The organism is Streptomyces sp. NPDC048481, assembly GCF_043200075.1.
In the GTDB taxonomy this organism is placed as follows: Bacteria; Actinomycetota; Actinomycetes; order Streptomycetales; family Streptomycetaceae; genus Streptomyces.
Genome location: NZ_JBICXC010000009.1, coordinates 28359 through 54529, shown reverse-complemented (window position 1 = coordinate 54529; position 26171 = coordinate 28359). Strand labels below are relative to the sequence as shown.

General features: G+C 74.5%; 17 protein-coding genes and 1 pseudogene. 12 read left to right on the top strand and 6 right to left on the bottom strand.

Features of this window, described 5'->3' with window-relative positions:
• The first annotated feature begins 30 nt into the window (after nt 1-30).
• The 3 genes from ACGFSH_RS25085 to ACGFSH_RS25075 are packed head-to-tail and all read left to right on the top strand — an operon-like array spanning nt 31 to nt 2562.
• Entirely contained in the window at nt 31-984 is a 954-nt protein-coding gene (locus ACGFSH_RS25085) for a hypothetical protein (protein ID WP_393352399.1), read from the top strand.
• A gap of 44 nt (nt 985-1028) precedes the next feature.
• Nucleotides 1029-1697: a hypothetical protein gene (locus tag ACGFSH_RS25080; RefSeq protein WP_393352396.1), complete on the top strand. Its 669-nt coding sequence runs from the start codon at nt 1029-1031 to the stop codon at nt 1695-1697.
• Nucleotides 1672-2562: an inositol monophosphatase family protein gene (locus tag ACGFSH_RS25075; RefSeq protein ID WP_393352394.1), complete on the top strand. Its 891-nt coding sequence runs from the start codon at nt 1672-1674 to the stop codon at nt 2560-2562. Before ACGFSH_RS25080 ends, ACGFSH_RS25075 begins: the two co-directional genes overlap by 26 nt.
• A 252-nt stretch (nt 2563-2814) precedes the next feature.
• On the opposite strand, the gene ACGFSH_RS25070 is transcribed toward ACGFSH_RS25075, so the two are convergent.
• On the bottom strand, nt 2815-4080 hold the full coding sequence (locus tag ACGFSH_RS25070) for an SLC13 family permease (protein WP_393352391.1): 1266 nt from the start codon (nt 4078-4080) through the stop codon (nt 2815-2817).
• Between the two features lie 137 nt (nt 4081-4217).
• Here ACGFSH_RS25070 and ACGFSH_RS25065 point away from each other — a divergent pair, with 137 nt between their 5' ends.
• Nucleotides 4218-10070 (top strand): TIR domain-containing protein, encoded by a 5853-nt coding sequence (locus ACGFSH_RS25065; RefSeq protein ID WP_393352389.1) that lies wholly within the window; start codon nt 4218-4220, stop codon nt 10068-10070.
• Between the two features lie 59 nt (nt 10071-10129).
• Here ACGFSH_RS25065 and ACGFSH_RS25060 read toward each other — a convergent pair whose 3' ends face one another.
• Both ACGFSH_RS25060 and ACGFSH_RS25055 read right to left on the bottom strand, forming a co-directional pair.
• The gene (locus tag ACGFSH_RS25060) at nt 10130-10816 is read right to left on the bottom strand and encodes a glycerophosphodiester phosphodiesterase (RefSeq protein ID WP_393352386.1); all 687 of its coding nucleotides are present in this window, start codon (nt 10814-10816) and stop codon (nt 10130-10132) included.
• A gap of 43 nt (nt 10817-10859) precedes the next feature.
• Nucleotides 10860-12076, bottom strand: a pseudogene (locus ACGFSH_RS25055) (adenosine deaminase); the annotation flags it as partial.
• A 151-nt stretch (nt 12077-12227) separates the two neighbouring features.
• On the opposite strand from ACGFSH_RS25055, the gene ACGFSH_RS25050 reads away from it, so the two are divergent.
• The gene (locus ACGFSH_RS25050) at nt 12228-13136 is read left to right on the top strand and encodes a DUF4190 domain-containing protein (protein WP_393352383.1); all 909 of its coding nucleotides are present in this window, start codon (nt 12228-12230) and stop codon (nt 13134-13136) included.
• A gap of 61 nt (nt 13137-13197) precedes the next feature.
• On the opposite strand, the gene ACGFSH_RS25045 is transcribed toward ACGFSH_RS25050, so the two are convergent.
• Nucleotides 13198-13758, bottom strand: a complete 561-nt coding sequence (locus ACGFSH_RS25045; protein WP_393352380.1) for an NADAR family protein — start codon at nt 13756-13758, stop codon at nt 13198-13200.
• A 221-nt stretch (nt 13759-13979) separates the two neighbouring features.
• Here ACGFSH_RS25045 and ACGFSH_RS25040 point away from each other — a divergent pair, with 221 nt between their 5' ends.
• The 7 genes from ACGFSH_RS25040 to ACGFSH_RS25010 all read left to right on the top strand — a co-directional run bounded on the left by ACGFSH_RS25040 (nt 13980) and on the right by ACGFSH_RS25010 (nt 21714).
• The gene (locus ACGFSH_RS25040) at nt 13980-15494 is read left to right on the top strand and encodes a gamma-aminobutyraldehyde dehydrogenase (protein WP_393352378.1); all 1515 of its coding nucleotides are present in this window, start codon (nt 13980-13982) and stop codon (nt 15492-15494) included.
• A gap of 56 nt (nt 15495-15550) precedes the next feature.
• Entirely contained in the window at nt 15551-16798 is a 1248-nt protein-coding gene (locus ACGFSH_RS25035; RefSeq protein ID WP_393352375.1) for a PotD/PotF family extracellular solute-binding protein, read from the top strand.
• Nucleotides 16799-16802: 4 nt separating this feature from the next.
• Complete coding sequence (locus ACGFSH_RS25030) at nt 16803-17954, top strand: ABC transporter ATP-binding protein (protein WP_393352373.1); 1152 nt, start codon at nt 16803-16805, stop codon at nt 17952-17954.
• A gap of 1 nt (nt 17955) precedes the next feature.
• Nucleotides 17956-18885, top strand: a complete 930-nt coding sequence (locus ACGFSH_RS25025) for an ABC transporter permease (protein ID WP_393352370.1) — start codon at nt 17956-17958, stop codon at nt 18883-18885.
• Nucleotides 18886-19686, top strand: coding sequence for an ABC transporter permease (locus ACGFSH_RS25020; RefSeq protein WP_393352367.1), 801 nt, complete (start codon nt 18886-18888; stop codon nt 19684-19686).
• A gap of 32 nt (nt 19687-19718) precedes the next feature.
• Nucleotides 19719-21137 (top strand): NAD(P)/FAD-dependent oxidoreductase, encoded by a 1419-nt coding sequence (locus ACGFSH_RS25015; protein ID WP_393352364.1) that lies wholly within the window; start codon nt 19719-19721, stop codon nt 21135-21137.
• A 124-nt stretch (nt 21138-21261) separates the two neighbouring features.
• On the top strand, nt 21262-21714 hold the full coding sequence (locus ACGFSH_RS25010; protein WP_393352361.1) for a hypothetical protein: 453 nt from the start codon (nt 21262-21264) through the stop codon (nt 21712-21714).
• 124 nt (nt 21715-21838) lie between these two features.
• Here the strand turns inward: ACGFSH_RS25010 and ACGFSH_RS25005 are convergent, their stop codons facing one another.
• Together ACGFSH_RS25005 and ACGFSH_RS25000 are read right to left on the bottom strand one after the other, a co-directional pair.
• The gene (locus ACGFSH_RS25005) at nt 21839-23533 is read right to left on the bottom strand and encodes a PucR family transcriptional regulator (RefSeq protein ID WP_393352358.1); all 1695 of its coding nucleotides are present in this window, start codon (nt 23531-23533) and stop codon (nt 21839-21841) included.
• 121 nt (nt 23534-23654) lie between these two features.
• The gene (locus tag ACGFSH_RS25000) at nt 23655-26033 is read right to left on the bottom strand and encodes an ATP/GTP-binding protein (RefSeq protein WP_393352356.1); all 2379 of its coding nucleotides are present in this window, start codon (nt 26031-26033) and stop codon (nt 23655-23657) included.
• Nucleotides 26034-26171 lie beyond the last annotated feature (138 nt).

Below are 26171 nucleotides of genomic sequence, written 5' to 3'. Positions count from 1 at the left end.
CATGGAGTCCGCCGTCGGGGGAGGGTGACCGTGTCGCGCAGTGCACCGCAGCCGTCGGGACGCAGGCTGGAGGACTCGATCGGCTGGGCGGTCCGCAACGCGGACGGCCTCGTGGCCATCGCCGTGGCCCTGACCGTGGGCCTGCTGGACATCACGGACAAGGGCTTCGACGACGACGTCGTCACCGGCTCCATCCTGCTCGTGCTGGCCGCGATGGTGTACGGGTCACTGACCGAGCGGCGGCGCCGCATGGCCGACATCCGGGCGGCCACCGCCGCGACCGGCCGGGCGATCGAGGACCTGGCCATGGTCCGCACGCTGACCGGCCCGGAGGTCGCTCCCGCGCACGAACGGGCCCGGCGCAGCACCAGCCGCTGGGTGTTCAAGGGCGGCACCGGCACCTATCTGCGGGCGGTCACGCTGCCCGAGTGCGTGCTGGAGGCGCAGCGGCAGCGCCGCTCCCTCAGCATGAAGATCGACATCGTCAACCCGGCCGACGACAAGGTCTGCGAGGCCTACGCCCGCTTCCGGCGCACCTTCGGGCACGACGACGGCGACGGCTGGACGCCGGAACGCACCCGCAAGGAGTCCTACGCCACCGTGGTGGCCGCCTGCTGGCACCGGCAGCGGCTGGACACCCTGGAGATCGACGTCCATCTCAACTCCGTCGCCCCGGCGTTGCGCTTCGACCTGTCCGACACCTGCCTGATCATCACCCAGGACGACCCGCGCCGCGTCAGCCTGTACGTGGAGCGGGGGCGGCCGCTGTACGACTACTACGTCACGGAGTTGCACCAGAGCCGCGAGCAGGCGGTCAAGCTCGATCTGCGGGATGCGGTCCCGCTGGGCGACGAGCCCACCGTCGACGAGGTCCGCCGCCTGCTCGACCGGCTCGGCCTGGCGCTGCCGGCCAGTTTCACCGACCGCGACGTCGGCGACGTCATCGACAAGGCGCTGCGCGCGGAGGACCCCTACCGCAGGTGAGCGCGGCCTCGGCCGGATCCCGACGAGAGGTTCCTGGGGGAGCGATGGACTACCCGGCCCTGGAACGGGCCGCACTGCGGGGCGCGACCGCCGAGCTGGTGCGGCACGCCGTGTCGCAGCTCGACGCGGTCGCCTCCGGCGGCCGGGCGCTGCGCGCGGTGCGTCATCCGCTGGGGTTCGTCTGCCTGCCCGTCCTGCGCGACGGGCCGCGCGGGGTGTGCGTGCACGTCTTCGGACCCTCGGACCCCGTCCTGGCGGACCGTCAGGTGCACGCGCACAGCTGGGAGTTGACGAGCACCGTGCTGTACGGCGAGCTGGACAACCGGCGGATGGACGTGACCGACGTGACCGACGAGGCCGCGCGGCCCACCCACCGGGTGTTCGAGGTGCACAGCGCGCCCTTTGGGGTGGACGAACTGCGGCCCACCAGACGGCTGGTGCGCTGCACCGCGGGCCCCGGCCGGCCGAGCACCAGGGGCCAGACGTACGCCCTGCCTGCGGGTGAGTTCCACGCCACGGTGGTGCCGGACGGCCGGCCGACCGCCACCCTGGTGCTGGGGCGGACCGTGCCCGGCCGGGCGGACCTCTCCCTGGGCCCGTTACGGGCCCCTGGCCACCGGGTGGTCCGCAGGATGTGCGACGCCGCCCAGACCGTCCGGATCGCCCAGGCCGCGCTCAGGAGGATCCATGAGGCCCACCCCCCGTCCGTCTGACTTCGCCGCCGAGTGCAGGACGGCGGTGGCGGCCGCCGAGGCGGCCGGGGCGCTGCTGCGGGCGCGGTTCCCCGACGGGTTCGCGGCCCGCCCCAAGGGCGCCCTGGGCGACGTGGTCACCGACCTCGACCTGCTCGCCGAGACCATGGTCGTGGACCGGATCCGCGCCGACTACCCGCACGACCGCGTCCTCGCCGAGGAGTCCGGCGACTCCGGCGGCGAGGGCGGCCCCGGCCGCGGCCGCACCTGGCTGGTGGACCCGCTCGACGGCAGCAACAACGTGGTGATCGGGCTGCCCGTATACGTCGTGGGCATCGCCCTGTGCGTGGAGGGCGCGCCGGTGGTGGGGGTGGTGCACGACCCGGTCACGGGGCGGACCTGGTCGGCCCGGCGCGGGGCGGGGGCGCGCGGTCCGGCCGGCCCGCTCGCCCCGGCCCCCCGGCCGCCCTCGCCCGCGGGGCCGCTCCTGGCCTGGACCCAGGGGCACGCGGTCCGGCGCGACGATCCCGCGGTGCGTGTTCTGCGGCACGCTCTGGAGCTGCGCTCCCGACGGCTGCTCCAGCTGTGGGCGCCCCTGGTGGCCTGGGCCATGCTGGCCCGGGGCGACATCGACGGCTTCGTCGGCTACCGCGCCGAGGCCATCGACCTGCCCGCCGGAGCCCTGCTGGCCCGCGAGGCGGGAGTGGTGCTGCGCGGGCTGGACGGCGCCGAGTTCACCGCCGGCTTCACCGGCCCCGACACCGACCGCTCCTTCGTCGCCGGCCGCCCCGAGATCCTGCCCGCCCTGCTGGACCTGGTGTCCGCGGCGACCCCCCGGCCCGCCGGGCCGCCCCACAGCCGCACCACCCCCCGGACCACGAGCTGACCCCACCGGCCCCCGGCCCTCACGGGACCGAGCCGAGCCCCGGCCGCCGAGGCGCCTGCGCCGAGGGCCCCCGGGGCCGCGCCACCGGCTCCGGCGTGCGCCGCCGCCGAAGACGGCCGCGACGGCCGCCCGGGATGATGCCGTCGTGGGCCGGCCGGGTGCCGTCGTCGCAACGGCCACTGTCACCGGACCTCTGCGGCCCGGCCGCCTGGGCGGTGTCGCCGCCGCCGGCCGGGACACGGGACGGCGGGGTCATCCGGTGAGGGAGAGGGCCGCCACCGACGCCGTCACCGCGGTGAGGGCCAGTACCGCGCCCGTGCCGATCAGCCGGGCCAGCGGTACGCGCACGCCGTGCGCCAGGCACCGCTCGTACCACAGGAGGGTCGCCAGGGAGGCCCACGGGGTGATCACCGGGCCGGCGTTGGTGCCGATCAGCAGGGCGAGGAGCTGGTCGTGGTTGCCGACCGGGACCGCGCCCTCGCCGGCCAGGTAGACGGGCAGGTTGTTCAGGACGTTCGACAGGCCCGCGCCGACCGCCGCCGCGCGGAACCGTCCCAGGACGCCGCCGTCGTCGCCGACCGCCGCGGCCAGCAGGTCGTGCAGGCCGTGCGCGGTGACGGTCTCGACGACCAGGAACATCCCCGGCACCATCACCAGCAGCCGCCACGGCACCAGGGACCACCGCAGCGCCCGCCGCTCCCGCAGCGCGAACGCCGTGACGGCCACCGCCGCCGCCGTCGCGGACGCGATCCACAGCGGCACGTCGGCCACCAGGATGGCCAGCAGAAAGCCGCCGCAGGCCAGAGCGCAGGCCCGGAACAGCACCCGGTCGGCCGGACGGTGCACCTCGGGCAGCGCGTACCGCCCCTCGCGCGGCGGCCGTTGCGCCGGTTCGACGCGGACCGCTCCCGGTCCGCCCGACTCCAGGTCCCGCCCGTCCCCGGCCGTGCGGGAGACGGGGCGCCAGAAGAACAGCCACAGACAGGCCGTCGTCACGGCGACCGCCGCCAGCTGCGGAGCCCACATCCGGCCCGCCAGCCCCAGGGGGGACAGCGCCACCCGGTCCGCGGCCAGCAGGTTGGTCAGATTCGAGACGGGGAGCAGCAGGCTCGCCGTGTTGGCGAGCCAGACCGTCGTCATCGCCAGCGGGACCGCCGCGATCCCGACCCGGGAGGCCAGGGCCAGCATCACCGGCGTCAGGAGCACCGCCGTGGTGTCCAGGTTCAGGGAGATCGTCGTGACCGACGCGAAGGCCACGCACAGCAGGAACAGCAGCGGGCGGCTGCCCCGGCCCGCCCACGCGATCCGCGCCGCCACCACGTCGAACACCTCGGCCCTGCTGGTGAGTTCGGCGAGCACGATCACCGTGCCGAGGAACGCCAGCAGCGGGGCGATCCGGCTCATCGCGCCGGACGCGGCGCCGCCGGGCAGCAACCCCGTGGCCACGCACGCCAGTCCGGCCGCCAGGAGGGCGGCCGCCACCCGGTCCAGTACATGCAGACGCCGTAGGACACGCACGAGGGGAAGGGTCGCACAATCGTGCGCCCCTGTGACCAGGGGCTGCTTCGGGACAGATTCGCCGCCGGGGGCCTCCCGGGGGTACCGGGGCGGTGAAAACGGTTCATACCGATGCTCGTTCACTGCATCATGAAGCCATGGGGGGTCGTCAGATGAGCGGTGACACCGGGCCTTTGGACTTTTTCGTCAGCTATTCGCCCGCGGACGAGCGCTGGGCGTCCTGGATCGCCTGGACGCTGGAGGAGGCCGGATACCGGACCGTCCTGCAGGCCTGGGACTTCGTGCCGGGGACCAACTTCGTCGACTTCATGGACCGCGGGGTGAGCGAGTCGGCGGCCGTCATCGCCGTCCTCTCGCGCAACTACGAGCGCTCCCGGTACGGCCGCATGGAGTGGCAGGCCGCCCTGCGCGCCGACCCGGACCTGCCGGAGCGCCGGCTGATCACCGTCCGCGTCGAGGACATCCCCGTGGAGGGCCTCCTCGCCACCCTCACCTATGTGGACCTGGTGCCGGTGACGGACCCGGCCGCCGCCCGCGACCTGCTCCTCACCCGCGTGCGCCAGGCCCTCGACGGCCGGGCCCGCCCCGGCCTGCGGCCCGGCTACCCGGGCGACGGACACCCCGGCCCGCCCGCCGCGGCCGCGCCGCCCGCCCCGCGCACCGGCCGGCCGCTCGGGCGGACCGGCTGGGCCGGACGCCGCAGGCCCGCCGCGTCCCCCGGCTACCCGCGCGTCACCGGGGCGCCCGCCGCCCGGGACGCGGTCACCGTGCTGCACCTGGCCGGGCCCGCCTTCGGACGCGGCCAGGACCCGGCCGAACTCCAGGCGGCGATCTGGGGCGACCTCGTCGAACTCGCCGACGCGGGCGCGCCCGGCCCCGATCTGCTGGTCGTCACCGGCGACCTCACCGCGTCCGGCAGCCCCCGCGAATGCGACCAGGCGCTCTCCTTCCTCACCGGACTGCGAGCCCTGCTGGGCCTCGAACCGCACCGGGTGGCGCTCGTCCCCGGCGGCCACGACGTCAACCAGGCCGCGTGCCGGGCCTACTTCAGCACCTGCGAGGCGGACGAGATGCCGCCCCGGCCGCCGTACTGGCCCAAGTGGCGGCACTACGCCCGGCTCTTCCAGGAGCTGTACCAGGGGCTCGACGCCGTCTTCGACAGCGACCAGCCGTGGACCCTCTTCCCCGTGCCCGAACTGCACACCGTCGTCGCCGGACTCAACTCCTCGATGGCCTACAGCCACCGCCTCGACGACCAGTACGGCTTCGTCGGGCCCGAGCAGGCCGCCTGGTTCGCGCAGGCGCTGCGGCCCTACGAGGAGGAGGGCTGGCTGCGGATCGGCGCGCTGAGGCACGCCCCCGGCACCGCCCGCGCCGGCGTGCTGCGCGGTACCGCCGCCCCGGACGGCTCGGGCCCGCTGCGCGACACCGACGTGCTGGCCCGGCTCACCGCGCCCCGCCTGCACCTGCTGCTGCACGGCCCGACCGGGCCCGGCGCGCACACCGCCTTGCCCACCGCGGCCGGCGAGCTGCCGCTGCTGGCCGCCGCCGGCCCCGCCCGGCACCAGCTGCTGCGCATAGGCCGCGACGGACTGGCCGTCTGGCCCGGCCCCGGCGAGCCGCGGCGCACGCGGGCCGACTGGCGACGCGCTCACCGCGTCTTCGCCCCCGACGAGGCGGCCGGCCCGCCTGACGGCCCTCCCGGCGGCGCACCGGACACGGGCGCCGGCGCGGACCCCGAGCCGCGCGCCGTGCAGTCCCCGGCCGACATCCTGCTGGCCCGCGTCGCCGAGGTCTGCCGCACCCGCCACGAGGGCGCGCAGATCCGCCCGGTGGCCGGCCCGGTGCCCCAACTCCTCGTCACCTGGACCCAGTCGGGATTCGTCCGGCAGCAGCGCGTCGCGGTGCACACCGGCACGCCCACCGACCAGGACGTCGAACGCGTCGTCGCCCTCGTCCACGCGGCGGACTCCGAGACCGAGGCCGAACTCGTCCACGACGGCCCGCCGCCCGCCCGGGAGCTGCGCGACCAGGCCCGCCGCCGGGGCGTCCGGGTGCGCAGCTTCACCGAGTTCCAGGGCCTGCTGGACCTGCGGGCCTACGTCGGCGCCCAGAACGAGCGGCTGCGCACCGACCCCCGCTACCCGCCGGGCATGTACCTGCCCCAGCGGTACCGCGAGATCGAGCGCCTCGACGCCGAGGACCGCGACGGCCTGGTCGACGACATGCTCCGCCTGCTCGACTCCGACCAGGGCCGCTTCCTGCTCCTGCTGGGCGACTTCGGCCACGGCAAGACGTTCGCCCTGCGCGAGCTGGCCCGCCGGATCCCCGCCGAACTCCCGCACCTGGTACCGCTGCTGGTGGAACTGAACGCGCTGGACCGGGCCTACTCCTTCGAGGGCCTGGTCGCCGCCCACCTCGCCGCCCACGGCGTCGACAACATCGACCTGCGCGCCTTCCGGTACATGCTCCGGCAGGGCCGGATCGTGCTCCTCTTCGACGGCTTCGACGAACTCGTCACCCGCGTCACCTACGACCGCGCCGCCGAACGCCTCCAGGTGCTCCTCGACTCCGCCGTCGACAGCGCCAAGATCGTCGTCAGCAGCCGCACCCAGCACTTCCGCTCCCAGGGACAGGTACTGACCGCGCTCGGCGAACGCGTCGGCCTGCTCCCGCACCGCCGGGTGCTGGCCGTCCAGGAGTTCACCCCGCAGCAGATCCGCGCCTACCTGGTCAACCGCTACGACGGCGACGACCGGGCCGCCGACCGCCGCGTCCACCTCCTCGACGCCGTCCCCGACCTGCTCGCCCTGTGCCGCAACCCCCGCCTCCTGGGCTTCGTCGCCGACCTCGACGACGACCAGCTGCGCGCCGTCGCCGGCGCCGGCCGCGCCCTCAGCCCCGCCGGCCTCTACCAGGAGGTGCTCACCGCCTGGCTGCGCTTCGAGCAGCGGCGGGCCGGCGGCGGCGCGGGGAGGACCCCCGGACTCAGCCTGGAACAGCTGTGGCGGGCGGTCACCGCACTCGCCCTGCGGCTGTGGCAGAGCGGCCAGGACTCCCTGCGCCTCGACGAGCTGACCGACGTCGCCGAGACCCTGACCGGACTCGCCGACAGCCGCCTGTCCGTGCCGCAGGCCGCGCACGCGGTCGGCTCGGGCAGCCTGCTGGTGCGCACCGAGGACGGCGTGTTCCGCTTCATCCACGGCTCGGTGGTGGAGTGGCTCATCGCCCGCGAGTGCGCGCTGCGGCTGGCCGCGGGCGACAGCGCGCTGCTGGGGCTGCGCCCGCTCAGCCGGCTCGCCGTGGAGTTCCTGTGCGACCTGGCCGACCACCGGGCCTGCCAGGAGTGGGCGGAAGCGGTGCTGAACGAGGAGGACCCCGGCGGCGCCGAGGTCTCCCGCGCCAACGCCGTGAAGATCCTCTCCCGGCTCCGGGTGCCCGCCCACACCGACCTGCGCGGCGCCGCCCTCGGCGGGGAGGACCTCTCCTACCGCGACTTCTCCGGCGTCGACCTCACCCGCGCCGACCTCACCGACGCCCGGCTGGTCGGCGCGAACCTCTCCGGGGCGATCCTGCGCGACGCCCGGCTGACCGGGGCACGGCTCGACGGGGCCGACCTCAGCGGCGCCGACCTGCGCGGCGCCGACCTGCGCCGGGCGCGGCTGATCCGCACCGACCTCACCGGCGCCCGCGTCGAGGGCGGCGACTGGCGGCGCGCCGCGCTCATCGCGGCGACCACCGGGGACGGGCTGCCCGACGCCCCGGAACTGGCCGCCGCCGCGTTCGCCCCCGGCATGAGCGTCGACTCCGGTTTCCGGCCCTCCGCGGTGGGCGTGCCCTACGGCTTCGACATGCGCACCAGCCGGCTGCCCGAACCCCTCTCGTTCAGTCCGGACGGCGAACTCCTCGCCGTCGGCAGCGAGGACGGCGGGGTCCTGGTCTGCGACGCCGTCACCGGCACCGCGCTGCGCACGCTTCAGGGCCACACCGACCGCGTCTACGCCGTCAAGTTCCGCGCGCAGGTGCTGGCCACGGGCGGCGCGGACGGCACGGTGCGGCTGTGGGACCCGGTGTCCGGCGCCTGCCGGCACGTCCTGCGCGTGCACGAGGGCGGGGTGTGGCCGGTCGTCCTCGACGCCGGGGGCGCCCTGCTGGCCACCGGCGACGCCGACGGCGTGGTCACCCTGTGGGACACGGCCACGGGCCGGCCCCTGCACCGGCTGCCGGGCCACTCCGCGCCCGTCTACACGATCGCCTTCGCGGCGGACGGCCGCACCCTCGTCACCGGGGACGCCTCCGCCGCCGTCCGGTTGTGGGACCTCGCCGCGGGCCGGCTGCTGGGTGCGCTGCCCGGGCACCGGGGCGCGGTCTTCCGGGCCCGGTTCAGCCCGGACGGCGCCCTGCTCGCCACCGGCGACATGGGCGACGGGCGGGCCGGGACCGTGCGGGTGTGGGACGTGGCGGCACGGCGGGTGGTGCACACCTTCGAGGGGCACGCGGGCCGCGTGTACACGCTCGACTTCCACCCCGGGGGCCGGCTGCTGGTCAGCGCGGACACCGAGGGCGAGGTGCGGCTGTGGGACCTGGCGGCCGGGGCCGGCGCCGGGGTGCTCGGCGGCTGCCGCGGGGCCGTCTACCAGGCGCTGTTCGACCCCGAGGGAACCCTGCTCGCCGCCGGGGACAGCCAGGGCGGGGTGCGGCTGTGGCGCGTCGACCTGCTGGGCGACCCGATCGCCGTGCCGCTGACCCGCCGGCCCCCGGAACACCGGGGCTCGGTCTGGGTGTGCACGTTCCGCCCCGCCGCGGAGGGCGGTGCGGGCCCCGCCGGGACCGGCCCCGCCCCGGACGCGGGCTCGCTGCTGGTCACCGGCGGCAACGACGGCGTCGTCCGGCTCTGGGACCCGGCCACCGGCCAGGGGCGGCGGATCCTGCGCGGTCACGGACGGCGCATCGCCACCCTGTCGTTCAGCGCCGACGGCTCGATGCTGGCGGCCGGCGGCAATGACGGCGTCGTCCGGCTGTGGCACACCTCCACCGGACGGCGGCTGCGGGAACTGGCCGGACACAGCGACCGGCTGGTGTCGGCGGTGTTCAGCCCCGGCGGACCGCTGCTGGCCACCGCGAGCAGCGACGGCGACCTGCACCTGTGGAACGCGGAGACGGGCGAATACCAACGCGAGATGGACGTGGAGACGGACCACGTCTGGGCGGAGGCGTTCAGTCCGGACGGCGAACTGCTCGCCACCGCCAACGACGACGACACGGTCCGCCTGTGGTACCGGGCGACCGGCGCGCACGTCGTCACCATCGGCGAGCACTTCGGACGCGTGCGCTCCATCGGGTTCCGGCCCGACGGCGCGTTCCTGGCGACCGGGTGCGACGACCGCAAGGTCCGCGTCTGGGACGTCGCCGAACGCCGGGTCACCGCCGTGCTCGACGGACACGCCGACCGCGTGTACGCGGTGACGTTCGCGGCGGACGGCTCCTGGCTGGCCAGCGCCTCCTGGGACGGCCTGGCGGTGATCTGGCGCGACGGCGCTGCCGCGCACCGGCTGACCGGGCACGCCGGCAAACTGTGGACGGCCGTCGCCCACCCGCGCCGCCCCCTGCTGGCGACCGCCGGCGACGACCGCACGGTCCGCCTGTGGGACGCCCGCACCGGCCGCGAGGCCGCCGTCCTGACCGGACACAGCGGCCGGGTGCTGACGCTGTCCTTCAGCCCGGACGGCTCGCTGCTGGCGAGCGGCGGCGAGGACGGCACCGTCCGGTTGTGGGAGGTCCCCGCCGACGGGCCGGTGGCCCTGTGCGCCGTTCTGATCGGCCTGCCGGGCGGCTGGGCCGCGCTCGCGCCGTCCGGCGGCTACAAGTACGAGGGGGACGTCACCGGCGAGTTCTGGCACGCGGTGGGCATGTGCCGGTTCGAGCCGGGCGAGCTGGACGGCCACCTTCCCGGCGTGCGCGACGTGCCGCCGGAGGAGCCACTGCGGTGAGGCCCCGCCGCGGTGGGGGTCCGGCCGCGGTGGGGGTCCGGCCGCGTCGAGGGCGTGGTTCAGCCCCGCTCGCGCAGCGCGGTCAGGACGTCGATGCGGTTGGTGGTGATGGAGTCGACGCCCAGGTCGATGAGCCGGCGCAGCGCGCGGCGGGTGTCCGGGGTCCAGACGGAGAGAAGGAAGCCGTCGTGGTGGACGCGCGCGGCGAGGTCGCGGTCCACCAGGGAGAAGCGGTAGTTGAGCCAGCGCGGCTTCACCGCCGCGAGCAGGGCGGGCCGCGGGGGCGCCAGGCTCGTGCAGGTCAGGGCGATCTCGGCGGACGGGTCCGCGGCGCGCACGGCGAGCATCGCCACGGCGTCGGCGCAGTAGTGGACCCGGTCGGCGGCGCCGGCCTCGCGCACGGCGTCGACGATCCGCCGCGCCGTGCGCTCGTCCCGGGTGCCCGGCAGGTCGAGCATCAGCCGGCTGCCGTCCGTCGCCGCGAGCGCCTCCGCCAGGGTGGGCACCCCGCCGGCCGTGAGCCCGCGCACCTCCGCGGCGGACAGCGATCGCAGCGGCCGGTCCAGCCCCCAGAGCCGCTTCAGCGTCTCGTCGTGGAGCAGGACGGGCACGCCGTCCCCGGTGAGCCGCACGTCGCACTCGACGGCGTCCGCGCCCCGGTCGAGCGCGGACCGCAGCGAGTCGATCGTGTTCTCACGGACGCGGTAGGGGTCGCCGCGATGGGCCACGGCGGTCACGTTCTGCATGCGCCCATTGTGGCGGGCGGCGGCGGATCGCGGCGGGACGCCGTCAGGGGGCGAGCCACCCGGCGGTGTAGGCGTCGATCTCGTCCCGGACGCGCCGCTTGCCGCTCTCCTCCAGGAAGGAGGCCTCGACCGCGTTCTTCGCGAGGCCCGCGAGGCCGCGCTCGTCGAGGCCGAGGAGCCGGGCGGCCACCGCGTACTCGCTGTTGAGGTCCGTGCCGAACATGGGCGGGTCGTCGGAGTTGACCGTCACCAGGACGCCGGCCTCCACGAACGTCGCGAGGGGGTGCTCGTCGAGGGTGCGGACCGCGCGCGTGGCGATGTTCGACGTGGGGCACACCTCCAGCGCGATCCGGGCGTCGGCGAGGTGGGCGAGCAGCTTCGCGTCCTGCGCGGAGCTGGTGCCGTGGCCGATGCGCTCGGCGCGCAGATGCGTCAGCGCGTCCCACACCGTCTCGGGTCCGGTGGTCTCGCCGGCGTGCGGCACGGACCGCAGCCCGGCCGCGATCGCCCGGTCGAAGTACGGCTTGAACTGCGGGCGCGGCACTCCGATCTCGGGGCCGCCGAGGCCGAAGGAGACCAGCCCCTCGGGGCGGATCCGGTCGTCGGTGGCGAGCCGGGTCGTCTCCTCGGCGGCCTCCAGCCCGGCCTCGCCGGGGATGTCGAAGCACCAGCGCAGCACGGTCCCGAACTCCGCCTCCGCCGCTTTGCGGGCGTCCTCGACGGCGTCCATGAAGGCGAGTTCGTCGATGCCGCGCCGGGTCGAGGAGAACGGGGTGATCGTCAGCTCGGCGTAGCGCACCTGCTGGCGGGCCAGGTCCCGGGCGACCTCGTAGGTCAGCAGCCGGACGTCCTCCGGGGTGCGGATGAGGTCGACGACGGACAGGTACACCTCGATGAAGTGGGCGAAGTCCGTGAAGGTGAAGTAGTCGGCGAGGGCCTCGGGGTCGGTGGGCACCCGGGAGTCGGGGTGCCGGGCGGCCAGCTCGGAGACGATGCGGGGGGAGGCGGAGCCCACGTGGTGGACGTGCAGTTCGGCCTTCGGCAGCCCGGCGATGAACGCGTGCAGGTCGCGGCCGCCGGCCGCGGCCCCGGCGGTGGGACCGGCGGGCGCGCCGGACACGGGGGAGCCGGACGCGGCGGCTGCTGAGGATGCGTCGAGGCGGTCGGTCATGGGGTCCTCCCCGGGACGGCGCCCCGGGCCCGGCGGGCCGGACGGGACGCGGGTGATCGGCTGATCGGTGGGTCGGGATCATCGTAGGCGGAAGGGCCCGGGGGCCGCGGAGGGCCTCGCCCCGGCCGCGCTCCGCCGGCCTCGGGCCGTAGCATGACGGAACGTGCGCGGGGCGGAACGGCGTACGGATGACGGAACGCAGGACACAGGCCCGGAAGCGGGCGGCAGGGGGATCCACGCATGTCCGACGAGGCGCCGACCCCGACCGACGACGCCCCCACCTCCCCACGGCCCGCCCCCGCAACCGAGGGGGCGGGCGCTCCCCGCGACGCGGCGGGCGGGGGCGTCGCGGATGCCTCCGGCTCCGCGTGGCCTGCTCCGGCCCCCGCCGCCGGTGAGACGGACGGGCCGCGCGACGCGGTCGGCGGTGTGTCGTTGGGCAAGGGCCCGGAGGGCGCGCCCCCCTCCGACGCGGTGCCGTCGGGTGAGGCGGTGGCGGGGGCCGGCCCCTGGGCCGTTCCCGGTGACGGCGACGGGCCGGGCGGGCCCGGCCGGCCCGGTGGCCAGGCCCCGGTGGGTCACGGCCACGAGCCCCCGTCCGTGCACGACCAGCGGACGGTCACCTCGCTGCCCGCCGCGGGCGGCGCCGCCGGACCCTGGGCGCATCCCTTCGGCGCCCCGCAGGCCGGGCAGCCGTACGCGTCCTTCCCTCCACCGGACCCCGCGACCGTCGTCGGCGGTCCGCCCCCCAACCCCTTCGCGCCCCCCGCCCAGGCCGTTCCCCCGCCGCCCATCGCCCCCGGCGGCCCGGGACAGGTCCCCTACGGCTACCCCGGGGGCTACGGCTACGGGTACCCGCCGCCCTACGGAGGCGGCCCGGGACTGTACGGATGGAACGGGACCGGGGACAGCAACGGCATGGGCGTCGCCGGGCTCGTGCTCGGCATCCTCGGCGCGGTCCTCTTCTGTCTGTGGCCCCTCGCCGTCGTCCTCGGCGTCCTCGGTGTCGTCTTCGGCGCGATCGGGCGGCGGAAGGCCGGCCGGGGCGAGGCCTCCAACCCCGGGCAGGCGCTCGCGGGCATCATCTGCGGGGCTGTGGGAGTCGCGCTGGCCGTCACGCTGGGCGTCCTGACCTTCGTGGCGCCCTGACGTTCACGGCGCCCTGGGCCGGAGTCATGAAGCCTGAGTCCTCGGGCGGCGCTCCGGGCGCTCAGGCGCCGGTCCGCAGCCGCTCTCTCGCCTCCATCAGCGCGAAGCCCAGCAGGTTCGGCCCCCGCCACCGCTGCGGATCCATCGCCGCCTCGTCGTCCGCCGCGAGACCGATGCCCCAGACGCGGTCCATGGGGCTCGCCTCGACCAGCACGCGTGTGCCGGTGCCCAGCAGGAACGCGCGCAGCCCGTCGTCCGAGGCGAACTTGTGGACGCTGCCCTCGACGACGATCCCGAACCGCTCCCGCCGCCAGGTCTCCTCGTCGAAGCCGCGCACCAGGCGCCCCTCCTTCTTCGCCTGCGCGGGGGAGGCGGCGGCCAGGGCGCGCCGCTCCGCCTCCGCGTCGCCGAAGAGCCGGGCCTTCGCGGCCATCATCCAGTGCTCGGCCGTCGCGTAGCCCACCCCGTCGACCACGAACGGTGACGGCCACCACTGGCTGAGGCAGCTCGCGCCGATCCGCCCGTCCGGCCGGGGCCGGTGGCCCCAGAAGTGCAGGTACTTGATCCCGGCCCCCGCCCGGACGGCGCTGACCAGCGCCTCCCGGTCCTCGATCCTGTTCATGCAGCCGAGGATGGCACGCGCCACTGACAGAGCGTCCCCCCTTTTACGCTCCGACTCGACACCTGGTCGACCCCTGCCGACAGATTCCGTCGCGTAACCAAAAGGCAACAACGGAATCACTTGTTGGAGTGCCCCTGCTCTGTCAGGATCGGCAATCAAATCGAGCTGGAGCTACGCCACCCGCTGCGAAACACTTCGGGGCGAAGGCGGAGGAGAGCGACATGCAGGACCGGTTTCCCGCACAGGAACGTTTCTCGGACGGCGCGCAGTACATCGCCGGCCGCCTGACGAAGGGCACGTCCGGCGCCACCCACACCGTGATCGACCCCGCCACCGGCGAGGGGGTCCTCACCTACGAGCTGGCGGGAGCGGATGACGTCGACGCCGCCGTCGCCGCCGCCCGCGCGGCCTTCCCCGGCTGGTCGGCGGCCACCCCGGGCGAGCGTTCCGACGCGCTGCACCGGTTCGCCTCGGTGCTCGCCGGCCACGCTGAGGACCTGGCGCGCGCCGAGTCCCTCCAGTGCGGCAAGCCGCTGAAGCTGACCCGCGAGTTCGACGTCCCCGGGACGATCGACAACACCTCCTTCTTCGCCGGCGCCGCCCGCCACCTCGCGGGGCAGTCGGCCGGCGAGTACTCCGGCGACCACACCTCCTACGTCCGCCGTGAGGCCATCGGCGTCGTCGGCTCCATCGCCCCCTGGAACTACCCCCTCCAGATGGCCGCCTGGAAGATCCTCCCGGCGATCGCCGCGGGCAACACCATCGTGCTCAAGCCCGCCGAACTCACCCCGCTGACCTCGCTCCTGTTCGCCCGGGCGGCCACCGAGGCCGGCATCCCCGACGGCGTCGTCAACATCGTCACCGGGACCGGGCGGGTGGCGGGTGAACACCTGGTCGGCCACCCCGACGTGGCGATGACGTCGTTCACCGGCTCCACCGCCGTCGGCAAGCGGGTCGCCGAGGTCGCCACCGCGACCGTCAAGCGGCTGCACCTGGAGCTGGGCGGCAAGGCGCCCCTGCTGGTCTTCGACGACGCCGACCTGGAGGCCGCCGCCAACGGCGCGGTCGCGGGCGCGCTCATCAACACCGGGCAGGACTGCACGGCCGCCACGCGCGCGTACGTGCAGCGGCCGCTCTACGAGGCGTTCGTCGAGCGGACGGCCGCGCTCATGGAGACGGTCCGGGTCGGCGACCCCTTCGCCCCCGGCACCGACCTCGGCCCGCTGGTCTCGCACCCGCAGCGCGACCGGGTCGCGGCCTTCGTCGACCGGGCGCGCGGCTACGCGCGCGTGGTGACCGGCGGCGAGGCGCCCCTGGGGGAGCTGAAGAGCGGCGCCTACTATCTCCCCACGCTGATTGCGGACGCGGCCCAGGACAGCGAGGTCGTCCAGTCCGAGATCTTCGGGCCGGTCCTGGTGGTCCTGCCCTTCGACGGCGACGACGAGGGCATCGCGCTCGCCAACGACACCCCCTACGGGCTGGCCGCCTCCGCGTGGACCCGGGACGTGTTCCGGGCGAACCGGGCGACGCGCGAGATCAAGGCCGGATGCGTGTGGATCAACGACCACATCCCGATCATCAGCGAGATGCCGCACGGGGGCTACAAGGCCTCCGGGTTCGGCAAGGACATGTCAGCGTATTCGTTCGAGGAGTACACCCAGGTAAAGCACGTTATGTTCGATAACACGGCGGTTGCCCGCAAGCCCTGGCACCGCACTGTCTTCGGGGACTCATAAAGCGACGACGACCGGCCGCCGACCACGGCCGTACCTCCCGAAAGGGCACCACGCGCATGGAGCAGTACGAGCCAGACCGCCTCAGCCCGGCCCACCTGGCCGCCATACGGCGCAGCCTGCGCAACGGCAGGGCGGCCATGACCCGCCGGTCCGTGCTGCGCGCCTCCGCCGGCGGCGCGCTCACCCTGGGCGGCCTCGGCGCGCTGAGCGGCTGCGGCATCCCCGCCGCCGGCAAGTCCCAGGGCGGCGTCTCCGCCGACGACCACTCGGCGAAGGAGAAGGTCGTCAAGTTCTCCAACTGGCCGGAGTACATCGACGTCGACGACAGCGGCAAACGCCACCCCACGCTGGACACGTTCCGCAAGCGGACCGGCATCGCGGTCACCTACACCGAGGACATCAACGACAACGACGAGTTCTTCGGCAAGATCCAGCCGCAGCTCGCCGCCGGCCAGGACACCGGCCGCGACCTCATCGTCCTCACCGACTGGCTGGCCGCCCGCATGATCCGGCTCGGCTACGTGCAGAAGCTGGACGCCTCCCACCTGCCCAACGCCTTCGCCAACCTGTCGGACCAGTTCCGCAGCCCCGACTGGGACCCGGGCCGCGCCTACTCCTACCCCTGGCAGGGCATCTCGACGGTCATCGCCTACAACAAGAAGGCGCTGAACGGCGTCGAGGTGAAGTCGGTCTCCGACCTGCTGGACACCCCGGCGCTCAAGGGCCGGGTCGGCCTGCTCACCGAGATGCGCGACACCGTCGGCATGACGATGCTCGACATGGGCAAGGACCCGGCGAAGTTCACCGACGACGACTACGACGCCGTCCTCGCCCGCATCCAGAAGGCCGTCGACAAGGGGCAGATCCGCCGCTTCACCGGCAACGACTACACGTCCGACCTGAGCAAGGGCGACCTGGCCGCCTGCGTCGCCTGGGCCGGCGACATCGTGCAGCTCCAGGCCGACAACCCCGACATCGACTACGTCATCCCGGACAGCGGCTACATGACCTCGACCGACAACATGCTGATCCCCAACAAGGCGCGTCACAAGACGAACGCCGAGCGGCTGATCGACTTCTACTACCAGCCCGAACCGGCCGCCGAACTCGCCGCGTACATCAACTACGTGAGTCCGGTCGCGGACGTGAAGCCCTACCTCGCCAAGATCGACAAGTCGGCGGCGGACAATCCGCTGATCCTCCCCGACAAGGCCATGCAGGCCAAGTCCCACGCCTTCCGCTCCCTGAGTGCGAAGGAAGAGACCGCCTACCAAGCGAAGTTCGCGAAGCTGACCGGGGCGTGACGAGATGAAGACCAACGACAGCGGCAGCGGCGACGTCCGGCTGACCGGCATCAGCAAGACCTACGGCTCCTTCACCGCCGTCCACCCGCTCGACCTGACCGTCCCGCAGGGCTCCTTCTTCGCCCTGCTCGGCGCGTCCGGCTGCGGCAAGACCACCACCCTGCGCATGATCGCCGGCCTGGAGGAACCGTCCTCCGGGACCGTCCACCTCGGCGACCTCGACGTGACGGCCCTGCCGCCCTACAAGCGCCCGGTGAACACCGTCTTCCAGTCCTACGCCCTCTTCCCGCACCTCGACATCTTCGAGAACGTCGCCTTCGGTCTGCGCCGGCGCGGCATCAAGAGCGTGAAGAAGCAGGTCGAGGACATGCTGGAACTCGTCCAGCTCGGCGAGCAGGCCCGCAAGAAGCCGCACCAGCTCTCCGGCGGCCAGCAGCAGCGCGTCGCCGTGGCCCGCGCCCTCATCAACCACCCCAAGGTGCTCCTGCTCGACGAGCCCCTCGGCGCCCTCGACCTCAAGCTGCGCCGCCAGATGCAGCTGGAACTCAAGCGCATCCAGACCGAGGTCGGCATCACCTTCGTGCACGTCACCCACGACCAGGAGGAGGCCATGACCATGGCCGACACCGTCGCGGTGATGAACGCGGGCCGCGTGGAACAGCTGGGCTCCCCGGCCGACCTCTACGAGAACCCGCACACCACGTTCGTCGCCAACTTCCTGGGCACCTCCAACCTCATCGAGGCCGAGGTCGACTCCCGCAGCGGCGAGGACATCGTCCTGAAGGCGGGCGGCGGCAAACTGGTGCTGCCCCGGGCGCGCTGCTCCGCGCCCACGACGACCGGCGGCAGGGTGCTGGTCGGCGTGCGCCCGGAGAAGATCTCCCTCAGCCACGCCGACGACGCGGGCGAGATCCCCGAGGGCCGCAACCGCATCACCGGGAAGATCGCCGACTCCTCGTTCATCGGCGTCTCCACCCAGTACGTCATCGACAGCGCGGTCTGCCCCGAGTTCGAGGTGTACGCGCAGAACATCGACCGGGACGCCCGCCTCGTGCCCGGCGCCGACGTGGTCCTGCACTGGAACCCGGCGCACACCTTCGGCCTGGACGCGGCGCAGGACATCGACGCCGGCGTCCAGGAAGAGGCGGCGGTCTGAGATGGCGACGCTCACCGAGGCGCCCCCGCCTCTGTCCCCGACGGCGCCGGCGAAGAAGCCCCCGCGCAAGCGCGGCCGTCTGACGCCGTACTGGCTGCTGCTGCCCGGCCTGCTCTGGCTGGTCGTGTTCTTCGCGCTGCCGATGATCTACCAGGCCTCCACGTCCGTGCAGACGGGTTCCCTGGAGCAGGGCTACAAGGTCACCTGGCACCTCGCGACCTACTGGGACGCCCTCAGCGCGTACTGGCCGCAGTTCCTGCGGTCGGTGCTCTACGCGGGCGCCGCCACGGTCCTGTGCCTGGTGCTCGGCTACCCGCTGGCCTACCTGATCGCCTTCCGCGCCGGGCGCTGGCGCAACCTGATCATGATCCTGGTGATCGCGCCGTTCTTCACCAGCTTCCTGATCCGCACCCTCGCCTGGAAGACGATCCTCGCGGACGGCGGCCCCGTCGTCGGCGCCCTGAACACCCTGCACGTCCTCGACGTCACCAGCTGGCTCGGCTGGACGGCCGGGGACCGCGTCCTCGCCACCCCGCTCGCGGTCGTCTGCGGTCTGACGTACAACTTCCTGCCGTTCATGATCCTTCCGCTGTACTCCTCGCTGGAGCGCATCGACGGACGGCTGCACGAGGCGGCGGGCGACCTCTACGCCCGGCCGTCCACCGTCTTCCGCAAGGTCACCTTCCCGCTGTCGATGCCGGGCGTGGTCTCCGGGACGCTGCTGACCTTCATCCCCGCGTCCGGCGACTACGTCAACGCCGAACTCCTCGGCTCGACCGACACCCGCATGATCGGCAACGTCATCCAGACGCAGTTCCTGCGCGTGCTGGACTACCCGACGGCCGCGGCCCTGTCCTTCATCCTCATGGCCGCGATCCTCTTGATGGTCACCTTCTACATCCGCAGGTCCGGGACGGAGGATCTGGTCTAAATGCCCTTCGTCAACTGGCTCAAGCGCCATTTCGTGGTCATCGCGGGACTGCTCACGCTCGCGTACCTCCTCCTGCCCAACGTCGTCGTCACCGTGTTCTCCTTCAACAAGCCGAAGGGCCGCTTCAACTACGAGTGGCAGCAGTTCTCCACGGACGCCTGGAAGGACCCGTGCGGAGTCGCCGGCATGTGCGGCTCGCTCTCGCTCAGCCTCCAGATCGCCGTCTGGGCGACCTTGGGAGCCACCCTCCTCGGCACGATGATCGCCTTCGCGCTGGTGCGCTACCGCTTCCGCGCGCGGGGCGCCGTCAACTCGCTGATCTTCCTGCCGATGGCCATGCCCGAGGTCGTCATGGCGGCCTCGCTGCTCACCCTGTTCCTCAACCTGGGCGCTCAGCTGGGCTTCTGGACCATCCTCATCGCCCACATCATGTTCTGCCTGAGCTTCGTAGTGACGGCGGTGAAGGCACGCGTGATGTCGATGGACCCGCGTCTCGAACAGGCCGCCCAGGACCTCTACGCCGGTCCCGCGCAGACGTTCCTGCGGGTCACCCTGCCGATCGCGGCTCCCGGCATCGCCGCCGGCGCGCTGCTCGCCTTCGCCCTCTCCTTCGACGACTTCATCATCACCAACTTCAACGCGGGCTCCACCGTCACCTTCCCCATGTTCGTCTGGGGTTCGGCACAGCGCGGGACGCCCGTCCAGATCAACGTCATCGGCACGGCCATGTTCCTCGTCGCGGTGGCCCTCGTCCTGACGTCGATGGTCATCGGCAACCGCCGCAACAAGCAGAAGGCGTGAGCCTGCGCAGCATTCCGTAGGGAGTTGACATCATGGCCCCGAGCGCCATGAACCGGTGGACCGCTTCTCTGTCCGACGCCCAGCCCGTCCCGTACTGGCTGGAAGACCCGGGCCGTCCCCGTCCCGAGGCCGCGCTCACCGGCCCCGAGACCTGCGACCTGCTGGTCGTCGGCGGCGGCTACAGCGGTCTGTGGACCGCGCTCGTCGCCAAGGAGCGCGACCCGCGGCGCGACGTGGTGCTGGTGGAGGGTCGCGAGGCGGGCTGGGCCGCCTCCGGCCGCAACGGCGGGTTCTGCGCGGCCTCCCTCACCCACGGGCTGGCCAACGGGCTCACCCGCTGGCCGGACGAGATCCACCGGCTCCAGGAGCTGGGCATGCGCAACCTCGACGAGATCGAGGCGGCGATCGCCCGCTACGGCATCGACTGCGACTTCGAGCGCACCGGCGAGATCGACGTCGCCACCGAGGAGTACCAGGCGCGCGAACTGCGCCACTGGTACGAGGAGGTGGACCGGCGCGGCCTCGGCGAGGGCATCGAGTTCCTCGACGCCGACGCGGTGCGCGAGCAGGTCGCCTCGCCCACCTTCGAAGCCGGCCTGTACGACCGCCGGGGCGTCGCCATGCTCCACCCCGCCAAGCTGGCCTGGGGCCTCAAGGCCGCCTGTCTGCGGCTCGGGGTGCGCGTGTACGAGCACACGCCCGCGCTCGACCTGAAGCCGCACGGCGCGGCGATGGCCGTCCGCACCCCGTACGGGCGCATCCGCGCCCGGCAGGTCGCCCTGGGCACGAACATCTTCCCGAGCCTGGTGCGGCGGGTGCGGTCGTACACCGTGCCGGTCTACGACTACGCCCTGATGACCGAACCCCTGACCCCCGGACAGCTCGACTCGATCGGCTGGAAGAACCGGCAGGGGCTCGGGGATTCGGCCAACCAGTTCCACTACTTCCGGCTGTCCGCCGACAACCGGGTCCTGTGGGGCGGCTACGACGCCGTCTACCCCTACGGGGGCCGGGTCCGCGCCGAGTACGACGACCGTCCGCAGACGTACGCCAAGCTCGCCGAGCACTTCTTCGGCTGCTTCCCCCAGCTGGAGGACGTCCGCTTCTCCCACGCGTGGGGCGGCGCCATCGACACCTGCTCGCGCTTCTCGGCGTTCTTCGGCACGGCCCACCGGGGCAACGTGGCCTACGCGGCCGGGTACACCGGTCTGGGCGTCGGGGCCACCCGGTTCGGGGCCGAGGTGATGCTGGACCTGCTGTCGGGGGAGGGCACCGAGCGGACGGCGCTGGAGATGGTCCGCAGGAAGCCGCTGCCCTTCCCGCCCGAGCCGTTCGCCTGGACGGGCATCGCCCTCACCAAGTGGTCGCTGGCCAGGGCCGACGCCCACGACGGCCGGCGCAACCTGTGGCTGAGGACCATGGACCGGCTGGGCCTGGGCTTCGACAGCTGACCGGGACCGGTGACGGGCGGCCCGGTTCACTCCGACGGGTCGCCCGAACCCGCGTAATGCCGGGCGGGAACCCTCCTCTCCCCTGTGACGCGACCGCGTCCACGAGTGAAGGGGAGGTCTTCTCATGGCTGGGGCGAAGACGGCCGTCGAATGGCTGGCATCGGTCGCACCGGATCCCGAGGCGTGCCGCTGGGAATGGGAGCGCAGCCCTCTGGGGGTGGCGCTGCTGCCCGCCGGCCGGGCCTGGGACGTGCTCATCCTGCCGGGCGGGCTCGGCTATCCCACCCTCGACGTGCTCACCCGGATCCTCGACCGGCCGGGCCCGGTGCTCGTCGACTTCGGGGACGACCGCATGGGCTTCTTCGTGGCGCCCGGGACGGCCGCCCGCTGGCTCGGCACCGGCATCCGCACGGCCGGGCCCGGCACCTGGATCGTCGTGCCGTACCCGGGCCGCTCGACCGGCACCGTGCGCTGGCTGGTCCCTCCGGACGGCACCGGCACCCTGACCGACCCCGCGCTCCTGGAACTGGCGATGCACGAGGCGGCGGCGGCCCTGGCGGACGCAGGAGCGGACTGACCCGCGAGCGCCGGAGCGGGGTGCGCGGAGCGGGGTGCGCGGGGCCGGGCCCGGGGGACGCGGGCCGGGCCGCTGCACCTGCCGGGCGTCGGTCCGGGCGTCCGTCCAGGCGTCGGTCCGGGCGTCAGTCCGGTGACGTCGTCTTCAGGGCCAGCCACAGTTCCATGCGCACGTCCGGGTCGTCGAGGGAGCGGCCGAGGATCTCCTCCACCCGGCGCATCCGGTAGCGCAGGGTGTGGCGGTGGACGCCCAGGTCGGCCGCCGCCGCGTCCCACTGGCCGTGCCGGGACAGCCACGCCCGCAGGGAGGCCACCAGGTCGCCGCGGCCGGTCGCGTCGTGTTCGTACAGCGCCCGCAGCAGACCGTCCGCGAACGCCTTCACCGCGTCGTCCGCGAGCAACGGCAGCACCGAGCCCGCCGCCAGCTGCTCGTGCTCCACGAAGAACCGCCCCCGGCGCCGCGCCACGGACAGCGCCTGTTCCGCCTGCTTGTAGGCCGCCGCGGCCGCGATCGGCCCCGCCGGCGCCGACAGCCCCACCACCAGCTCGGGCTCGTCGCCCGGCCCGGCCGCGACGCCGTCGTCCGCCCCCGCGCCCTCCCGCGCCGTCGCGTACCGCGCGCACGCCGCAGCGGCCGCGCCCCCGTCCCTGACCAGCGCCGTCAGCCGGTCGCCCTCGGGGACCGCCAGCACCGCCTCACCGGCGCGGGCGGCGGCCGACTCGATCGCCTCCACCAGAGCGCCGAACGGGTCGCCGGCCGGCTGGACCGCGAGCGTCCCGCGCGCGGGCGGTCCCTCCACCGGGCCCGCGGATCCGCGCGCCGGCGGTTGCGGGTGCGCCCGCGAGGCAGCGGGCGCCTCGGCCACGATCACCCGGAAGGGGGCGTCGAGCAGATGCCCGTACAGGTCCCCGGCGACGGCCCGCGCGTGGTCGGGCTCGCCCGCCAGCAGCATGCGCAGCACCGCCGCGCCGATCCGCTGCTGGGCCGCGTGCAGCGGGCGCGAGCGCTCGGTGGTCAGCGTCAGCAGCGCGACCGCCGAGTGGACGGCGTACCGCTCGGCCGTGCCCAGGGCCGACGCGGTGCCGACGGCGAGCGCCGCGCGCGGGCGCCGCCCTGTGCCCAGGGAGTGCAGTTCGATCCGGTCGCCGTCGCGGCCGTCGTGCCCGGGACGGTCCGCCGTGCCGCTCCCGACCACCGCCGACGCGGGCGCCGGCCGCTCCCGCAGCCGCTCCACCTCCGCCGTCAGCCGCGCCGCCCGCCGGCCCGCCCACTCGGGCGCGGCCGCGACCACGGCGCCCGAGGCGTCGTACAGGGCCGCCCACCCGTCCACCTGCGCGGCGAGCGCGCCCAGCAGCCCTTCGGGGCCCTCGGTCAGCGCCTGCCGGGTCAGCTCCCGCTGGGCCGCGAACCCTGCCGTCACCGCCCGGTACTGGTCCGCCGCGATCGCCGCCGACACCGCCTTGCTGATGGCGAGGAACGGCGTGCGGCGCGGCACCTCCAGCAGCGGCAGGCCCTCCTCCCCGGCCGCGTCCAGCAGCGCCCCGGGGATCTCCTCGTAGTGGACGCCCACGGCGAAGCCCAGCCCGACCACCCCGGCCTTGACCAGCCGCCGCACGTAGCGCCGCATGGCCTCCGGGTCCTCGGCGTCCAGCTTGAGCGCCGTGATCAGCAGCAGCTCCCCGCCCTCCATGTAGGGCACCGGGTCCGCGAGTTCGCTGGCGTGCGCCCAGCGCACCGGGACGTCCAGGCGGTCCCCGCCCGCCCGCACGGTCAGCTTCAGCGCGGAGTGGTGGGCGAGCGAGGCGAGCGTGAGAGGCATGGGGCCTTCAGGTCGAGGGGACGAGCGATCGGCGGGGGCGTCGGCGACGCGATCTTTTGGCCGCTTCGTATGAAGGGCCACTGCCGATTCTGCCTCACCGTAAGGGCTCGCGGGCCGCGCTTCAGTCCCGCAGATCCACCAGCAGCGGCGGGGTGTGCTCGCCCCCCACGCTCGTCAGGGACAGCACCGCGTGTCCGGGCGGGACCTCGTGCGCCAGCTGCGACGCCGACCACCGCTCCCGCTCGACCTGGCGCACGGTCACCGCGTCCGTGGTCACCGCGTTGCCGGTGACCAGCTTGCGCAGCGCGTGGATGGCGCGGGTCATCGGCTGGTCGGCGAACACGGTGTGCTTGGCGACCTCCGTCGTCTCCACCCACTCCGTGCCCCAGGTCCGCGCGAACCGGCCGCCGTCCCAGGTGGTGATCCCGGAGAACGCCATCCGGCAGCCGACGGCCCCGTAGAGCGGCCCGTGCAGGGCCTCGGGGACGTCGCCGACGCTGCGCAGGGCGAGCACCACGCCCGCGTTCTGCGAGCGCAGCCGCTGAAGCCGGCGCACCGACCCGTCGGTGACGGCGCCGGCGGCGTCGTCCAGGACCAGACAGGCGAAGTGGTCGTGCCGCTCCCGCACGACGGTGAGGAACTGCGCGAGGACCAGCCGGGTGATCAGCCGGGCGGCCTCCTCGTGGCCGCGCTCGGGCAGGTCGATCCGCACCCGGAGCGGGTGGTGGGCGACGGCGCGCAGCGAGAACGTGCGGTGCGCGTCGTCGTCCGCGCCGAAGAACCCCGCGAACACCGGCCGGCTCAGCAGCGCCAGCCGGTCGGCGAGGGCGCGGCCCGGGTCGCCCGGCGTGCCCGTCTGGCGGACCCGCGCCTGAAGTTCGCGCCGCATCACCTCGTCCCCGGCCACCGCCTCGCCCAGCGCGGCCAGCGCCGCGGGCTCGCCCTCCAGCAGCTCGCGCAGCCCGGCGAGGGCGGGAAAGCGCCCGTACGCGGCGCGGTACGGGCCGAGCAGCTGCGCCAGCGCCGTGGCCGCGCCCTGGGCGCTCACCGAGTCCAGGTCGCCGACCAGCGCCTCGGCGAGGACGGCGGCCGCCTCGTCGGCGTCGTCGCAGCCCGCGTACGGGTCGAGGTCGTGCACCGACGAGGGGTCGCCGATCCGCACGACCACGTCGAACGCGGAGTCGGAGCCGAGCGGGCCGCCGCCGGGCGCGGACACCGCGACGACGGCGCACGACCCGGTCAGCGCCTGGAGGGCCAGCGCCTCGGTCAGCGGCCCGGTCAGCGTGCGCGTCTTGCCCGAGCCGGACGGCCCGACCGCCAGCAGGGAGGTGCCCAGCAGCTCCGGGCCGAGCGCGGCGCCCGTGTCGTGATAGGCGGGCGGGGTGCGCTCGGCGGCCACCCAGCGGCCGATGCGGACCTGCCCGGCGAGCAGGTCGTGCCGGGCCGTGCGACGGGGCAGGTCGCGGTCGCCGGAGGGATGCGTCCAGGCCGCGCCGCCCTGGCGCAGCACGGTCTCCCGGAAGTCCCCGAGCCCCGCGCTCCACGCCCGGCGCACCCGCGCGCAGTCCACGTCGTTCATCCGGCCCGCGGCGACCTCCCCGGCGAGCAGGTCGGCCGCCTCGTACTCACCGGCGTCGCGCAGCTCGGGCCACTGCGAGCGCGGCCGCTCGGCCGCCGGCACCGGGTGCGCGGGGTCCGCCTGCCGGGCGGCGAGCCGCTCCCGCGCGTAGGGCAGCCAGCCCCCGACCCGCGCGAACGGCCACACCACCAGCGCCGTGACGACGGCGTACAGGGCGTTCGTGAACAGCGGGGAGGCGAACAGCTCGTAGCCGCCGGAGATCAGCACGATCAGCGAGAACAGCGGGTCGACGACCGGCAGCGCGTCCCAGCCGACGCCGAAGGCGCCGGGGAAGACGAAGCTCAGCGCGGCCAGCGCGCCCAGCAGCGCGATCAGGGCCCGCGACGGCTGCGGACGGCGGCCGACGAAGTGCCGCACGACGTGCGGCCAGCTGCCCAGCCGGCCCATGGCATACAGCAGGACGGCGAAGAAGACGCCGTCGTAGACCACCCGCGCCTCGGCGCCGTCCATGGTCTTGGGGGAGGCGATCGTGCCGCCCCACCACCAGTCGCCGGGGGTGAACAGCCTCAGCAGGGTGAACTGGTAGGGCAGCGCGCCCCGCCGCCACAGGGACCACAGGACGAGCGCGATCACCAGCGGGACCAGCACGCCGACGACGGTCACCGGCGCGAGCCGCTCCGCAGCCCGCGGGGGCGCCGGCGGCCGGTGACCGAAGCGCCAGATCCCCGGCCGGGCGGCCGGGCGCGCCTCGTCCAGCCAGGCGGCGACGGCGGACGCGGCCCGCGGCGCGTGCTCGGCGGCCGGCGGCACGCCCGGCGCGCGGGCCGGCCGCGGCGGCGCCGGCGGGTGCGCGGGCCCCGCCGGGCGCGGCACAGGATCGGCATGCGTGCCCCGCGCGTCCTGGGTCCCGTCGCTGTCCATCGCCCTTGCCCCCTGACCAGCCGTTCCATCCGACATCAGCGAGTCAATCTAACGCCCCCGCAACGGGAGTTCACCGATTGCGCGGCCCGGCCCGGCCGCGTCGGCTCCCTTCGGCACTGTCCATCTCGGACAACCCGT

What these genes read in the sequence shown, in the direction of transcription:
- ACGFSH_RS25080 (WP_393352396.1), top strand. Translation starts at nt 1,029, where the DNA reads ATGGACTACCCGGCCCTGGAACGGGCCGCACTGCGGGGCGCGACCGCC.
- ACGFSH_RS25075 (WP_393352394.1), top strand. Translation starts at nt 1,672, where the DNA reads ATGAGGCCCACCCCCCGTCCGTCTGACTTCGCCGCCGAGTGCAGGACG.
- ACGFSH_RS25065 (WP_393352389.1), top strand. Translation starts at nt 4,218, where the DNA reads ATGGGGGGTCGTCAGATGAGCGGTGACACCGGGCCTTTGGACTTTTTC.
- ACGFSH_RS25060 (WP_393352386.1), bottom strand. Translation starts at nt 10,816, where the DNA reads ATGCAGAACGTGACCGCCGTGGCCCATCGCGGCGACCCCTACCGCGTC.
- ACGFSH_RS25050 (WP_393352383.1), top strand. Translation starts at nt 12,228, where the DNA reads ATGTCCGACGAGGCGCCGACCCCGACCGACGACGCCCCCACCTCCCCA.
- ACGFSH_RS25045 (WP_393352380.1), bottom strand. Translation starts at nt 13,758, where the DNA reads ATGAACAGGATCGAGGACCGGGAGGCGCTGGTCAGCGCCGTCCGGGCG.
- ACGFSH_RS25040 (WP_393352378.1), top strand. Translation starts at nt 13,980, where the DNA reads ATGCAGGACCGGTTTCCCGCACAGGAACGTTTCTCGGACGGCGCGCAG.
- ACGFSH_RS25035 (WP_393352375.1), top strand. Translation starts at nt 15,551, where the DNA reads ATGGAGCAGTACGAGCCAGACCGCCTCAGCCCGGCCCACCTGGCCGCC.
- ACGFSH_RS25030 (WP_393352373.1), top strand. Translation starts at nt 16,803, where the DNA reads ATGAAGACCAACGACAGCGGCAGCGGCGACGTCCGGCTGACCGGCATC.
- ACGFSH_RS25025 (WP_393352370.1), top strand. Translation starts at nt 17,956, where the DNA reads ATGGCGACGCTCACCGAGGCGCCCCCGCCTCTGTCCCCGACGGCGCCG.
- ACGFSH_RS25020 (WP_393352367.1), top strand. Translation starts at nt 18,886, where the DNA reads ATGCCCTTCGTCAACTGGCTCAAGCGCCATTTCGTGGTCATCGCGGGA.
- ACGFSH_RS25015 (WP_393352364.1), top strand. Translation starts at nt 19,719, where the DNA reads ATGGCCCCGAGCGCCATGAACCGGTGGACCGCTTCTCTGTCCGACGCC.
- ACGFSH_RS25010 (WP_393352361.1), top strand. Translation starts at nt 21,262, where the DNA reads ATGGCTGGGGCGAAGACGGCCGTCGAATGGCTGGCATCGGTCGCACCG.
- ACGFSH_RS25005 (WP_393352358.1), bottom strand. Translation starts at nt 23,533, where the DNA reads ATGCCTCTCACGCTCGCCTCGCTCGCCCACCACTCCGCGCTGAAGCTG.
- ACGFSH_RS25000 (WP_393352356.1), bottom strand. Translation starts at nt 26,033, where the DNA reads ATGGACAGCGACGGGACCCAGGACGCGCGGGGCACGCATGCCGATCCT.